This is a genomic window from Citrobacter sp. wls826, assembly GCF_005281245.1.
GTDB classification, from domain to species: domain Bacteria; phylum Pseudomonadota; class Gammaproteobacteria; order Enterobacterales; family Enterobacteriaceae; genus Citrobacter; species Citrobacter braakii.
Map to the genome: position 1 here is coordinate 170,488 of NZ_SZWS01000018.1, position 12,249 is coordinate 182,736.

General features: G+C 52.3%; 14 protein-coding genes. 6 read left to right on the plus strand and 8 right to left on the minus strand.

Annotated elements, in window-relative coordinates:
- The coding region (locus tag FDW87_RS21695; protein WP_252362998.1) for a phosphatidylglycerophosphatase A at nt 1-150 on the plus strand (150 nt) is incomplete at its 5' end.
- A 100-nt stretch (nt 151-250) separates the two neighbouring features.
- Here FDW87_RS21695 and yajO read toward each other — a convergent pair.
- Genes yajO through xseB form a run of 4 tightly spaced genes read right to left on the minus strand, consistent with a single transcriptional unit; the run spans nt 251 to nt 4,311 of the window.
- Nucleotides 251-1,225 (minus strand): 1-deoxyxylulose-5-phosphate synthase YajO, encoded by a 975-nt coding sequence (gene yajO / locus FDW87_RS03485; RefSeq protein WP_094760932.1) that lies wholly within the window; start codon nt 1,223-1,225, stop codon nt 251-253.
- A 56-nt stretch (nt 1,226-1,281) separates the two neighbouring features.
- Nucleotides 1,282-3,144 (minus strand): 1-deoxy-D-xylulose-5-phosphate synthase, encoded by a 1,863-nt coding sequence (gene dxs, locus FDW87_RS03490; RefSeq protein WP_047357694.1) that lies wholly within the window; start codon nt 3,142-3,144, stop codon nt 1,282-1,284.
- Nucleotides 3,145-3,168: 24 nt separating this feature from the next.
- A complete protein-coding gene (gene ispA / locus FDW87_RS03495) occupies nt 3,169-4,068 on the minus strand; it encodes a (2E,6E)-farnesyl diphosphate synthase (protein WP_016152039.1) in 900 nt (299 codons plus the stop codon).
- On the minus strand, nt 4,069-4,311 hold the full coding sequence (gene xseB, locus FDW87_RS03500; protein ID WP_016152040.1) for an exodeoxyribonuclease VII small subunit: 243 nt from the start codon (nt 4,309-4,311) through the stop codon (nt 4,069-4,071). It abuts the gene before it with no gap.
- Nucleotides 4,312-4,519: 208 nt separating this feature from the next.
- Between xseB and thiI the strand changes: the two genes are divergently transcribed.
- Nucleotides 4,520-5,968 carry a tRNA uracil 4-sulfurtransferase ThiI gene (gene thiI / locus FDW87_RS03505; RefSeq protein ID WP_005125147.1) on the plus strand — a complete coding sequence of 483 codons (1,449 nt, stop codon included), beginning with the start codon at nt 4,520-4,522 and terminating at the stop codon, nt 5,966-5,968.
- 99 nt (nt 5,969-6,067) lie between these two features.
- On the opposite strand, the gene FDW87_RS03510 is transcribed toward thiI, so the two are convergent.
- Genes FDW87_RS03510 through panE form a run of 3 tightly spaced genes read right to left on the minus strand, consistent with a single transcriptional unit; the run spans nt 6,068 to nt 8,643 of the window.
- Nucleotides 6,068-7,147, minus strand: a complete 1,080-nt coding sequence (locus tag FDW87_RS03510; protein WP_016155858.1) for a hypothetical protein — start codon at nt 7,145-7,147, stop codon at nt 6,068-6,070.
- A 31-nt stretch (nt 7,148-7,178) separates the two neighbouring features.
- Nucleotides 7,179-7,769, minus strand: coding sequence for a protein deglycase YajL (gene yajL, locus FDW87_RS03515; protein WP_016152043.1), 591 nt, complete (start codon nt 7,767-7,769; stop codon nt 7,179-7,181).
- Nucleotides 7,732-8,643, minus strand: coding sequence for a 2-dehydropantoate 2-reductase (gene panE, locus FDW87_RS03520; RefSeq protein WP_137379462.1), 912 nt, complete (start codon nt 8,641-8,643; stop codon nt 7,732-7,734). The genes yajL and panE overlap by 38 nt, the downstream gene beginning before the upstream one ends.
- Nucleotides 8,644-8,817: 174 nt before the next feature.
- Here panE and FDW87_RS03525 point away from each other — a divergent pair, with 174 nt between their 5' ends.
- Complete coding sequence (locus FDW87_RS03525) at nt 8,818-9,309, plus strand: YajQ family cyclic di-GMP-binding protein (RefSeq protein WP_003831002.1); 492 nt, start codon at nt 8,818-8,820, stop codon at nt 9,307-9,309.
- A gap of 94 nt (nt 9,310-9,403) precedes the next feature.
- On the opposite strand, the gene FDW87_RS03530 is transcribed toward FDW87_RS03525, so the two are convergent.
- Nucleotides 9,404-10,768, minus strand: a complete 1,365-nt coding sequence (locus FDW87_RS03530) for an MFS transporter (protein ID WP_016152045.1) — start codon at nt 10,766-10,768, stop codon at nt 9,404-9,406.
- Nucleotides 10,769-10,950: 182 nt separating this feature from the next.
- On the opposite strand from FDW87_RS03530, the gene FDW87_RS03535 reads away from it, so the two are divergent.
- Genes FDW87_RS03535 through FDW87_RS03545 form a run of 3 tightly spaced genes read left to right on the plus strand, consistent with a single transcriptional unit; the run spans nt 10,951 to nt 12,223 of the window.
- The gene (locus FDW87_RS03535) at nt 10,951-11,433 is read left to right on the plus strand and encodes a type VI secretion system tube protein TssD (protein WP_016155861.1); all 483 of its coding nucleotides are present in this window, start codon (nt 10,951-10,953) and stop codon (nt 11,431-11,433) included.
- An 11-nt stretch (nt 11,434-11,444) separates the two neighbouring features.
- Complete coding sequence (locus FDW87_RS03540) at nt 11,445-11,894, plus strand: STM2901 family protein (protein WP_049042295.1); 450 nt, start codon at nt 11,445-11,447, stop codon at nt 11,892-11,894.
- Complete coding sequence (locus tag FDW87_RS03545; protein WP_046276090.1) at nt 11,879-12,223, plus strand: DUF1493 family protein; 345 nt, start codon at nt 11,879-11,881, stop codon at nt 12,221-12,223. Before FDW87_RS03540 ends, FDW87_RS03545 begins: the two co-directional genes overlap by 16 nt.
- Nucleotides 12,224-12,249: the final 26 nt, after the last annotated feature.

The window sequence follows — 12,249 nt, forward strand, 5'->3', positions numbered from 1 at the left end:
CTGGATATGTGGAAGCCGTGGCCGATCCGTTGGTTCGATCGCAACGTGCATGGCGGTACGGGGATCATGATTGATGATATTGTGGCCGGAATACTCTCCGCCGGAATTTTGTATTTTATCGGCCATCACTGGCCGGTAGGTATCATTTAAATGGGCTTGCCGGATGGCAGCGTAAACGCCTTATCCGGCCTGGAAACACGATGGCGGTTTCGTAGGCCCGATAAGCGCAGCGCCATCGGGCAATGCCAGATTATTTAAATCCGACCACCGGATGCTGTTTGTACGGCGTTTCCAGCTCGGCAATCTGCTCTGGCTTCAGCGTCAAATCCACCGCATTAAGTAACTCATCCAACTGTTCCTCGCGTGAAGTGCCGATAATCGGCGCTGCCACCCCCGGTTTGCTCAGCAGCCAGGCCAGCGCAACCTGCGCACGCGTTACGCCTAATTCCTCACTGACACCGGTCAGCCGCGCGGCAATTTGCGCGTCGTTTTCATCGCTCTCACTGTATAAATTTTTACCGACTTCATCAGAAACCAGACGTGCGGTCGTTTCTCCCCAGGGGCGCGTCAGGCGACCACGCGCCAGCGGACTCCAAGGGATCACCGCGACGCCTTCCTGATAGCAAAGCGGCAGCATTTCGCGTTCTTCCTCACGGTAGATCAGGTTGTAGTGATCCTGCATGCTAACGAACTGCGCCCAGCCGTGTTGTTTCTGTAAAGCCAGCGCCTGAGCAAACTGAGACGCGTGCATGGATGAGGCGCCAATATAGCGAGCTTTACCGGCTTTCACTACGTCGTTAAGGGCTTCCAGCGTTTCTTCGATAGGCGTATTGTAATCCCAGCGGTGAATTTGCAGGATGTCCACATAGTCCATACCCAGGCGTCTGAGGCTATCGTCGATTGAGCGCAAGATTTGTGCGCGGGATAATCCTTCCGCTAAATCATCAACCTGGTGAAAAACCTTGGTGGCGACCACGACCTCTTCGCGGCGGGCGAAATCACGCAGCGCGCGGCCGACAATCTCTTCGCTGCTGCCAGCGGAGTAGCTGTTGGCGGTATCAAAAAAGTTAATACCGCCTTCAAGAGCGTGTTTGATTATCGGGCGGCTGCTTTCTTCTGGTAGCGTCCAGGCGTGATTGCCGCGATTGGGCTCGCCAAACGTCATGCAACCCAGGCAAAGGCGGGAGACCCGTAGGTCGGTTTTTCCTAAGGTGTTGTATTTCATTAATCCACTCCTGCTATGCTCGTGATGAGTTAAGCATAGCAGGAGCGGGGAGGGGATTATGCCAGCCAGGCCTTGATTTTGGCCTCAATTCCGGCGGCATTAAGTCCCAGTTCGGCACGAGCCTCGTCCTGAGTCCCCTGCGGGATGAAGAAGTCAGGCAGGCCAATGTTCAGCACCGGAACAGGCTTGCGATGGGCCATTAGCACTTCGTTTACGCCGCTACCAGCGCCGCCCATAATGGCATTCTCTTCGAGGGTGACCAGCACCTCGTGTTGGGCTGCCATTTCGAGGATCAACGTTTCATCCAACGGTTTCACAAAGCGCATATCAACCAGCGTGGCGTTCAGTGATTCTGCGACCTGATCGGCTTCCGGCATTAGGGTGCCGAAGTTGAGGATCGCCACTTTCTCACCGTGACGCTTCACGATGCCTTTGCCGATTGGCAGATGTTCCAGCGGCGCCAGCTCAACGCCCACCGCGTTACCGCGCGGATAACGTACGACCGTTGGACCGTCGTTGTAGTGATAGCCGGTGAACAGCATCTGGCGACATTCGTTCTCATCGCTTGGGGTCATAATGACCATTTCCGGGATACAGCGCAGGAAAGAGAGGTCGAACGCCCCTTGGTGGGTTTGTCCATCTGCGCCAACGATACCTGCCCGGTCGACGGCGAACAGGACCGGCAGTTTCTGGATGGCGACATCATGCAGTACCTGATCGTAAGCGCGTTGCAGGAAGGTGGAGTAAATAGCCACGACCGGCTTATAACCGCCAATCGCCAGACCGGCCGCAAACGTCACCGCGTGCTGCTCGGCAATCGCCACATCAAAGTAGCGATCCGGGAACTTACGTGAGAACTCCACCATACCGGAGCCTTCGCGCATCGCCGGGGTGATCGCCATCAGCTTATTGTCTTTCGCCGCGGTCTCGCACAGCCAGTCACCGAAGATCTTTGAATAGCTCGGCAGGCCGCCGCTGCTTTTCGGCAGGCATCCGCTGGATGGATCGAATTTGGGTACCGCGTGGAACGTAATCGGATCTTTTTCCGCCGGCTCGTAGCCACGACCTTTTTTGGTCATGATGTGCAGGAACTGTGGACCTTTGAGATCGCGCATGTTCTTAAGCGTGGTGATAAGCCCCAGCACGTCGTGACCGTCCACCGGACCAATATAGTTAAAGCCCAGCTCTTCAAACAGAGTACCCGGCACAACCATGCCTTTGATGTGCTCTTCGGTACGTTTGAGCAGTTCTTTAATCGGTGGTACACCGGAGAACACTTTCTTCCCGCCTTCGCGCAGCGAGGAGTAGAGTTTGCCTGAGAGCAGTTGCGCCAGGTGATTGTTCAGCGCGCCGACGTTCTCTGAAATCGACATTTCGTTGTCGTTGAGGATAACCAGCATGTCGGGCTTAATATCACCCGCGTGGTTCATCGCTTCAAATGCCATGCCTGCGGTGATTGCACCGTCCCCAATCACACAAACGGTACGGCGTTCCTTGCCTTCTTTCTCGGCGGCAACCGCAATACCGATACCTGCGCTGATGGAGGTTGAGGAGTGCCCAACGCTCAGTACGTCATATTCGCTCTCACCGCGCCATGGGAATGGATGCAAACCGCCTTTCTGCCGAATGGTGCCGATTTTATCGCGGCGGCCGGTCAGAATTTTGTGCGGGTAAGCCTGATGTCCCACATCCCAGATTAACTGGTCAAACGGGGTGTTGTAGACGTAGTGCAGCGCTACGGTGAGTTCCACCGTGCCCAGACCAGAGGCGAAGTGCCCGCTGGAACGGCTTACGCTGTCGAGCAAATAGCGGCGCAGTTCGTCGCAAAGCTTTGGCAGGCTCTCTTTTGGCAGCAGGCGTAACTCCTGAGTGGAGTCGACCAGCGCCAGGGTCGGGTATTTGGCTATATCAAAACTCATCGCAAGCTCATGGGATATGTTGGTTTATTTATCACGCTGGATTATGTAGTCCGCTAGCGCTTCCAGTGCCGAGGTATCGAGTGACTGTGCGGCCAGCAAACTTAGCGACTGGCGGGCATCCTCAATTAAATCCCGGGCTTTATTCTGGGCTTGCTCAAGACCCAGAAGTGCAGGATAGGTACTTTTGCCAAGCTGCTGGTCAGCACCCTGACGTTTACCCAATGTTGCAGTATCGCCTACCACATCCAGGATGTCATCCTGAACCTGGAAGGCCAGACCGATGCTTTCTGCGTACTTGTCGAGTATTGCCAGGCATTCTCGCCCTTTATCGCCAGCGCTTAACGCCCCCAGACGCACGGCGGCGCGAATCAATGCCCCGGTTTTATGGCGGTGAATACGCTCCAGCGCATCCAATTCTACCTGATGGCCTTCAGCGTCCAGATCCAACGCCTGACCGCCGCACATACCGGCGATACCGCTGGCCTGGGCCAGTTCAGAGATCATCGCGATGCGGTCACGGTCAGAAACTTCCGGCATCGGGGCGTCGCTGATAATGGAGAACGCCAGCGTCTGTAGCGCATCTCCAGCCAGGATCGCATTAGCCTCGCCAAATTTTACGTGGCAGGTCGGCAGACCGCGGCGCAGGTCATCGTCGTCCATCGCGGGTAAGTCATCGTGCATCAGCGAATAGGCATGGATACACTCGACGGCGGCAGCGGGAGCATCAAGCGTACTCAGGCTGACGCCAAACATCTGACCGGTCGCATACACCAGAAACGGGCGCAGACGTTTACCGCCTAATAATGCGCCATATTGCATGGTTTCGACCACGGGAGTGTTCTGAAAGGGCAATGGCGCGATAAAACGGCTCAGTGCCTGGTTGGCCTGCTCAACGCAAGCCTGTAGCTGCTGCGTAAAATCCATTTACTCATTATCCGGTGTGAAAGGCGTAAGGGCGGCGTCTTCAGTATCTGACAGCAGGATTTGTACGCGCTGTTCAGCCTGTTGCAACTTGACCTGTCCCTGACGTGCTAACTGTACGCCACGTTCAAATTCGTTCAGCGCTTCTTCCAGCGGCAGGTCGCCGCTTTCCAGACGGGTAACAATCTGTTCCAGGTCGCTCAGCGCTGTTTCAAAACTGGCTGGCGCTTCATTTTTCTTCGGCATAATGAATGTCTGACTCTCTGTATTGGCAGCACAAGGCTATGGTAACGGACTCGCACTGATAAGCAAATAACGCACAATGGTAAGGCGATGTGCACAGGATGACCATGATGGTGGTATACTTGCGCGCCTGGATGCAGCCGCAGGGTATGGGCTGCTGTATTTTTTTCCATTACAAGTCATTCAGACTTGCCAAAGAACCATTGCCGCCATGAAGTTTATCATTAAATTGTTCCCAGAAATCACCATCAAAAGCCAATCTGTGCGTTTGCGCTTTATAAAAATTCTGACAGGGAACATTCGTAACGTTTTAAAGCACTATGATGAAGACCTTGCCGTTGTCCGCCACTGGGATCACGTTGAGGTTCGCGCTAAAGATGAAAGCCAGCGCCTGGATATTCGCGACGCGCTGACCCGTATTCCGGGGATCCACCATATTCTCGAAGTTGAAGACGTGCCGTTTACCGATATGCACGATATTTTCGAGAAAGCGCTGGTGCAGTATCGCGATCAACTGGAAGGCAAAACCTTCTGCGTACGCGTTAAGCGTCGCGGTAAGCATGAGTTTAGCTCTATTGAGGTGGAACGCTATGTTGGCGGTGGACTGAACCAGCATATTGAATCCGCGCGCGTGAAGCTGACGAAGCCGGACGTGACGGTTAATCTTGAAATCGAAAACGACCGTCTGCTGCTGGTTAAAGGCCGCTATGAAGGTATTGGCGGTTTCCCGATCGGGACGCAGGAAGATGTACTGTCGCTGATTTCCGGTGGTTTCGACTCCGGCGTGTCCAGCTATATGCTGATGCGTCGCGGCTGCCGCGTGCACTACTGCTTCTTTAATCTCGGCGGCGCAGCGCATGAAATCGGCGTTCGTCAGGTGGCGCATTATCTGTGGAACCGCTTTGGTAGCTCGCATCGCGTGCGTTTTGTCGCGATCAACTTTGAGCCGGTGGTTGGCGAGATCCTGGAGAAAGTCGACGACGGTCAGATGGGCGTGGTCCTTAAACGTATGATGGTTCGTGCAGCGTCGAAAGTCGCTGAGCGCTACGGCGTACAGGCGCTGGTAACCGGTGAAGCGCTGGGCCAGGTGTCCAGCCAGACGCTGACCAACCTGCGCCTGATCGATAACGTTTCTGACACCCTGATCCTGCGCCCGCTTATCTCCCATGATAAGGAGCACATCATTAATCTGGCGCGTGAAATTGGTACTGAGGACTTTGCCCGTACCATGCCGGAATACTGCGGTGTGATTTCAAAAAGCCCGACGGTGAAAGCGATTAAAGCGAAGATTGAGGCCGAAGAAGAAAACTTCGATTTCTCTATCCTCGATAAAGTGGTTGAAGAAGCGAACAATATCGATATTCGTGATATCGCCCAGCAGACGCAGCAGACCGTGGTGGAAGTGGAAACCGTGAGCGGCTTCGGCCCGAACGATGTGATTCTGGATATCCGCTCTGTGGATGAACAGGATGACAAACCGCTGAAGGTTGACGGTGTGGACGTCGTTTCTCTGCCGTTCTACAAACTGAGCACCAAATTCGGCGATCTGGACCAGAGTAAAACCTGGCTGCTGTGGTGTGAACGCGGGGTGATGAGCCGTCTGCAGGCGCTGTATCTGCGCGAGCAGGGCTTTGAAAACGTGAAGGTATATCGCCCGTAGTGACTTTTGCCTGAGGGTGCTGCGCTTATCAGGCCTGCAAGCGGTATGTTTTGTAGGCCTGATAAATTGTTTATGCTGCCATCCGGCAATATAACAATATTATTCAAAACGGATGGGGAGCTTTTTCCCGTTCGACACCCAGACACCCTGATAGACGCCGTCTTTTAACTCCAGCGTTATCTTCTCTTCCGATTGTTCAGCGGCAGAGGTCTTCAGCACATAATGTTGATTGTCGGCTGTGTCGCATTTACCGTTTAATTCAATCGGTGCGCCAAATTTCTGGTAAAAGTAAGCCCCTTCAAAAAAATCACCGTATTTGCAGTCGACCTTCAACACAATACGCATGCTTTTTCCCAACGTGCCGTACATCACCTTGCCGTCAATGCCGGGCGCTGGCGAAACCGGTGTTGTTCTCTTTGCGGTAGTCAGATACTGGCCGTAAGGCGTGAGCTGATTATGCAGTTCAACGGTCGGGATCTTCGTGGTGAAATCGCCCAGTTCGTCACCCGCGCGATTGGCGTGGTTGCTACAACGTCCGTTCAGGAAAGCCAGATGGTCTTTTTGCAGGGAGAATTTGTCGATGTAGTACAGACCGTCGGTGTAGGTTGCACACGATGCGTAGAATTCGGCAAAGCCAGAATCTCCACCGTCTTCTTTTATTTGCTCCGGCTTTTGTGATTTCTGTGCGACAACAAAGGTATCAATTTGGCTGCGGATATCTTTTCTGATGCGGGTGTTTAATTCGGTCATCGTGGAGCGGGAAAAGAGGTCGTTAAGGGTAATTGTCGCGCCGTTGGCTAAATCGAAGCTGATCGGTACATTGTACGACTCGCAATACGCCCCGCAGCCTTCGACAAACATGTTGAGGGTCAACACTTTGGCGTCGCGATACTCAACCGTGTAGTCAAGGTTTGCGGTGGGATTCATCTCTGATTTCGCAAACTGATTCACGGTCGCTTGTGGATTATTTCCCGGTAGCTGATTGATAAAGCTTGTGAAAATATAATCGTTAATGCGTTTTGCAACCTGTGGGTTATCCGTTGAGGTAAACCACGGCACGCGATATTGCATCTCAGTGCTTGCGGGATAGCGATACTCAAGGCTCTCAATTTCAAGTTGAGTCGCACTGGCGTAGCCGGAAAGGAGCAGTAAAGCCACTCCGCTCAGATATCCTTTCATCATAATTCCTTGAATGCGAGTGGCCTGAAGATTACTCGTAGTAGTTATAAATTCCTGCAGCCATCACCAGTTGTGATGCCACTTCGTAAGCTTTTTCGCGACTCACCAGGAGATCAATGATTTTTAAACCGAAATCGATTGAGGTTCCCGGTCCCTGGCTGGTTAACAGATTGACGCGCGGATCCCATACGACGCGCTTATCCTGCCACTGGTCAGTGGGAATATTGTCTTTCAGCGCCGGAAAACCGGTCATGTTACCGATGGGGAAAATATCGTGTGGGACGAGGACTGTGGCGGCAGCGGCGCAAATTGCCGCGACAATGCGCCCGGAGCGATGAAACTGTTTCACGGTTTCGACAAGCAGAGGGCTGTCGCGAAAACACTCGGCGCCTTTAATACCGCCGGGCAGCACGATAATGTCGAAATCCCCGTCAGCAACTTCCACTAATGGTGCATCCGCCAGTAGTTTTACGCCGCGTGAGCACACGATCGTCAGGCCGCCATCGCTGGCAACGCTTGCGGTCGTGACCTTAATTCCGCCGCGAACCAGCAGATCGATAGTGGTGACCGCTTCGGTCTCTTCACTACCAGGGGCGAGACATACCAGTGCTTGAGCGCTCATACTCACTTTCCTTTCTCTTAACCATTTCAAACAGGCGGGCATTTTCCGGGACGGCGATGCCGTGCGCGCGGGCGCGTTTTAACAAATAACCGGTAATGTAGTCGATCTCAGTATGGCGCAGGGCATGTATGTCTTGCAGCATTGATGAGATATTTTCCGCCGTACTGTCAATCACTTGCTCAACATAATAGCGTAAATCATCTGCTGATGTGTGGTGGCCTTCGCGTTCAATGACCGCCGCCACCTCCTCGCAGATGAGCGCTATTTTTTCAGGATGATGGCGTAACTCTCCATTTGAGCAATCCCATATTGCGGTCAGCGGGTTAATGACGCAGTTGACGGCCAGCTTGCGCCACAACTCAGCGCGAATATTGTTGTGCCAGGCGACGTCCGGCAGCACCTCTTGCAGGACTTCAGCCAGATAACTGAAATCACCGTCTTGTTCACGCGCCGGGCCAATCCTTGTTGTTCCCTGAGCGACATGAATGATCACGTTGCCGTCACGGCGTGCCGCGTGGGTTGTGGTGCCCATCAGCAGAGGTTGCTTAATGTTATGCAACTCTTCAATCGTCCCCATACCGTTGTGAATCAGCAGAATGGGAGTGGTGTCAGGCAGAATGGAGGCCAGGCCTTTGACCGCATCAGAAACCTGCCAGGCTTTCAGAGTGACAAGCAACAGGTCGCTTTTCGCCAAAAAATCGGGGTCGTTTGCCGTCAGGGATTCATTGAATACTGACCCATCCGTGTCGATCAGGTTAACGCTGCAATAGGGTTGCGGTACGCGTAGCCACCCCTGAACCTCATGTCCATGTTTGCACAGCGTGGTTAGCCAAAGCTGTCCTAACGCTCCACATCCCAGTACGGTAATTTTCATTCTTCCTCCTCACCTGCAACATCACCAGGTGTTAATCCATATCGGCCGTACCCCATTATTGTTCGCAGGTATCAGTACCACGTACAATTAAAGGATACAGCCTAGTATAGCGCTGTCTGTTGTGTAACTTTGCAGGTATTATGCTTCGCATCAAAAATGAAGGGAGAGGAAAAGATGCCATCTTTCGATATTGTTTCTGAAGTTGATCTTCAGGAAGCCCGTAACGCGGTAGATAACGCCAGCCGCGAAGTGGAGTCACGCTTTGATTTTCGTGGCGTTGAAGCGACTTTTGAGCTGAACGAGTCGAATAAGACGATTAAGGTGCTAAGCGAGTCTGATTTCCAGGTCAATCAGTTGCTGGATATTTTACGTGCCAAGCTGCTGAAACGTGGTATTGAAGGCACTTCGTTGGACGTACCAGAAACCTTCGTGCATAGCGGTAAAACCTGGTTTGTTGAAGCTAAGCTGAAACAGGGCATTGAAAGCGCGGTGCAAAAGAAAATCGTTAAGCTGATCAAAGACAGCAAACTGAAGGTGCAGGCGCAGATTCAGGGCGAAGAAATCCGCGTGACCGGCAAGGCGCGTGACGATCTGCAATCCGTTATGGCGCTGGTTCGCGGCGGCGATCTCGGCCAGCCGTTCCAGTTTAAGAACTTCCGCGATTAAGTCGTAATGCCTGATGGCGCTACGCTTATCCGGCCTACAGGTTGCACACGCTATTTGTAGGCTGGATCAAACGATAGTCGCCATCTGGCACTCTTCACGCCTGGCTGATGGCCTGTTCAACCTCAAATCGATTCGTCACTTTGCTGTCGATTTTCACGTAAGCCGAATGCTCTTTCGCAACAATTAACACTTCGCTTATCCCTTCTTTAGCCAGCAGACGCTGCTTAAGGGTGTCATCTGCGGCAATCTCAGGTGGGATTTCCACTCGCAGGCTACTGACATACGGCGGCTCTTTCATTGTGCTTGCCACCAACAACCAAACTGCCGCCAGAAGCGCGCCGGCCAGGAATACCGCCTGACCATCAAACATTTCGACCACCCAACCGCCGAGCGAACCGCCAATCGCCACGCCAAGAAACTGGCTGGTGGAGTAAACGCCCATCGCCGTGCCTTTATAGCCAGCCGGAGACTCTTTGCTGATAAGCGAGGGGAGGAGGGCCTCCATCAGGTTGAAGGCGAGGAAGAATATCTGAACGCCCGCAATCAGCCCCCAAAAACGCACGTTAGCGCTCCACAATACAATCTCTGCGATAAGGATCAGTAACACGCAGGCGAGGAATACGCGCTTCATCCGCCGCTTCACTTCTGCGTAGATGATGAACGGCACCACGGAAACAAAGGACAGCAGCATCGTCACCAGATAAATTTTCCAGTGTTCTGCGGCGGGGAAACCGGCTTTCGCCAGTTGGCCCGGTAAGGCGACGAAAGTGGACATCAACAAAATGTGCAGACACATGATGCCAAAGTTGAGCTTGAGCAGTTTGGGCTCCGCCAGCACTTTGCTGAAGCTGCCTTTTACCATGCCAGATTCGCGGTTCAGCACGTGGCTGGTGCTATTGGGAACGACCCAAATGGTTAGCACGATGCCGGTGGTTGCAAGAGCTGCAATCATCCAGAACAGCGCGTGTAGCCCCAGCGCATGGGTAACGATCGGTCCTAGCACCATCGCAATGGCGAAGGTGATACCAAAGCTGACGCCGATAAACGCCATCGCTTTGGTACGGTTTTGCTCACGGGTTAAGTCGGAAAGCAGCGCCATCACGGCGGCGGCAATCGCGCCAGAGCCTTGCAAAGCGCGACCGAGAATAATGCCCCAGATTGAATCGGAGAGGGCGGCAATCACGCTGCCGAGAACGAACACCGCCAGCCCGCCGACGATAAGTGGCTTACGACCGATGCGGTCAGAAAGCAGACCAAAGGGGATCTGGAAAACGGCTTGCGCCAGACCATAAATGCCAATGGCAAGGCCAATTAGCGCTTCACTGGCACCCTGTAGCGCCATACCGTACGTGGTCAGAACCGGCAGAACCATAAACATGCCAAGCATGCGCAACGAGAATACGGTCCCTAAACCCCAGGTGGCGCGCAACTCACCGGGCGTCATTTTGTAATCGTTCATTCCCACCTCTGTATTAATTTCGCGCCTAGTGTAAAGCGGGGAAGGAGTGCGGTAAACCTCTACGATATGTGGAATTGTGTAGTGGGAAAATCGAAATAATTACAACTGCGACTAATTTACTTGCGATAATTACAGGTGTAGTCTTTTTGTGGTTATTTCTAATGGAAAGAGGGAAAAGGAAAATGGCGATTCCGGGCAATATGTGGATTTATGACGATGGTGGTGCGCTGATTAAGGGCGGGTGTGATGTAAAGGGAAGAGAATACAGTATTGAATTTAAAGGCTTTCATCACAATTTGTCTATTCCCACTGATAACGGTACAGGCAAGCCAACAGGCACACGCCAACATTCACCGATGATGATCGTCAAAGAGTTTGACTACTCTAGCCCGTATTTATACAAAGCTGTCGCTTCTGGTCAGAATCTTAAGTCCGCAGAGATTCGTTGGTACAAAATCAATGATGCCGGTCAGGAAGTTGAATACTTCAATATGTTTCTGGAAGGGGTGCGGATTGTCTCCGTTTCTCCCTCGATGGCTGGTCCAGAGGACATGAATAATAACCATCTTGAAACCATAGAATTACGCTACGAAAAAATCACCTGGAAGCATTGCGACGGGAACATTATCTATACCGACGCATGGAATGACCGGCAGACGGCATAATGGGGGATTGAATGGACACAACTGAAGAGGCGAATGGAACCTATTGGTATCATGGTCACAGCAATCTGTCCGCTGGCGAATTGTTCGATCTCATCTTTCTGGAACAGTTTTGTGATGAGTTAGGTATTGGTATTGAATCGGGAGCCGCTATTCTGGCTGGTCAACCCTGGTTGAAGACAAGGCAAAAACCACGAGACGCGACTAAAGGAACAAGTGTTGCCTCAAAGTACGCAAGAATTATACTGAGAGATATGCGATTACCTTTTGGCCTCAGAGTTAAAACACCAGTTGGTTTTACCATGAAGAAAACTAACAAGGTTGCTGCTGTGATTGGGCGTTATTGCCCTTGGTTAGGATGGGTGGCGTTAACCAACGCTATTTACCAGATCTCACGGCGTACACAGAATAAATACAATCTGATTGCCCGCCCAAAAGATCGCATACAGTGGACATCTTTCTAATGAGCATACAAAATGAAGTGTTGAAGCTATTCAGGAAGGAGATACCTGGATACGACGATAAAGACGGAAATGAGATCCCATTAGAATTGGACACAGATTTATTCGATGAGCCACGAGATGACCTCTCAGATGCAGTAGAAGAGTTTCAGAAAGCATTCAATGTAGATTTATCGAATGTTGACTGGACCCGCTATTTTCCTTGGGAAAACACGCCTCTTCTGACTCGGTGGTTCAAAGCTAACCGGGAAGAAGTGGAAGCAACACGCATACCGCTAACCGTAAGGATGTTTGCTGAGTCGGCTGAAGCGGGGAAATGGCTTTATGACTGAATAACATCCCTGCCAATAAAAAAGGG

What these genes read in the sequence shown, in the direction of transcription:
- yajO (WP_094760932.1), bottom strand. Translation starts at nt 1,225, where the DNA reads ATGAAATACAACACCTTAGGAAAAACCGACCTACGGGTCTCCCGCCTT.
- dxs (WP_047357694.1), bottom strand. Translation starts at nt 3,144, where the DNA reads ATGAGTTTTGATATAGCCAAATACCCGACCCTGGCGCTGGTCGACTCC.
- ispA (WP_016152039.1), bottom strand. Translation starts at nt 4,068, where the DNA reads ATGGATTTTACGCAGCAGCTACAGGCTTGCGTTGAGCAGGCCAACCAG.
- xseB (WP_016152040.1), bottom strand. Translation starts at nt 4,311, where the DNA reads ATGCCGAAGAAAAATGAAGCGCCAGCCAGTTTTGAAACAGCGCTGAGC.
- thiI (WP_005125147.1), top strand. Translation starts at nt 4,520, where the DNA reads ATGAAGTTTATCATTAAATTGTTCCCAGAAATCACCATCAAAAGCCAA.
- FDW87_RS03510 (WP_016155858.1), bottom strand. Translation starts at nt 7,147, where the DNA reads ATGAAAGGATATCTGAGCGGAGTGGCTTTACTGCTCCTTTCCGGCTAC.
- yajL (WP_016152043.1), bottom strand. Translation starts at nt 7,769, where the DNA reads ATGAGCGCTCAAGCACTGGTATGTCTCGCCCCTGGTAGTGAAGAGACC.
- panE (WP_137379462.1), bottom strand. Translation starts at nt 8,643, where the DNA reads ATGAAAATTACCGTACTGGGATGTGGAGCGTTAGGACAGCTTTGGCTA.
- FDW87_RS03525 (WP_003831002.1), top strand. Translation starts at nt 8,818, where the DNA reads ATGCCATCTTTCGATATTGTTTCTGAAGTTGATCTTCAGGAAGCCCGT.
- FDW87_RS03530 (WP_016152045.1), bottom strand. Translation starts at nt 10,768, where the DNA reads ATGAACGATTACAAAATGACGCCCGGTGAGTTGCGCGCCACCTGGGGT.
- FDW87_RS03535 (WP_016155861.1), top strand. Translation starts at nt 10,951, where the DNA reads ATGGCGATTCCGGGCAATATGTGGATTTATGACGATGGTGGTGCGCTG.
- FDW87_RS03540 (WP_049042295.1), top strand. Translation starts at nt 11,445, where the DNA reads ATGGACACAACTGAAGAGGCGAATGGAACCTATTGGTATCATGGTCAC.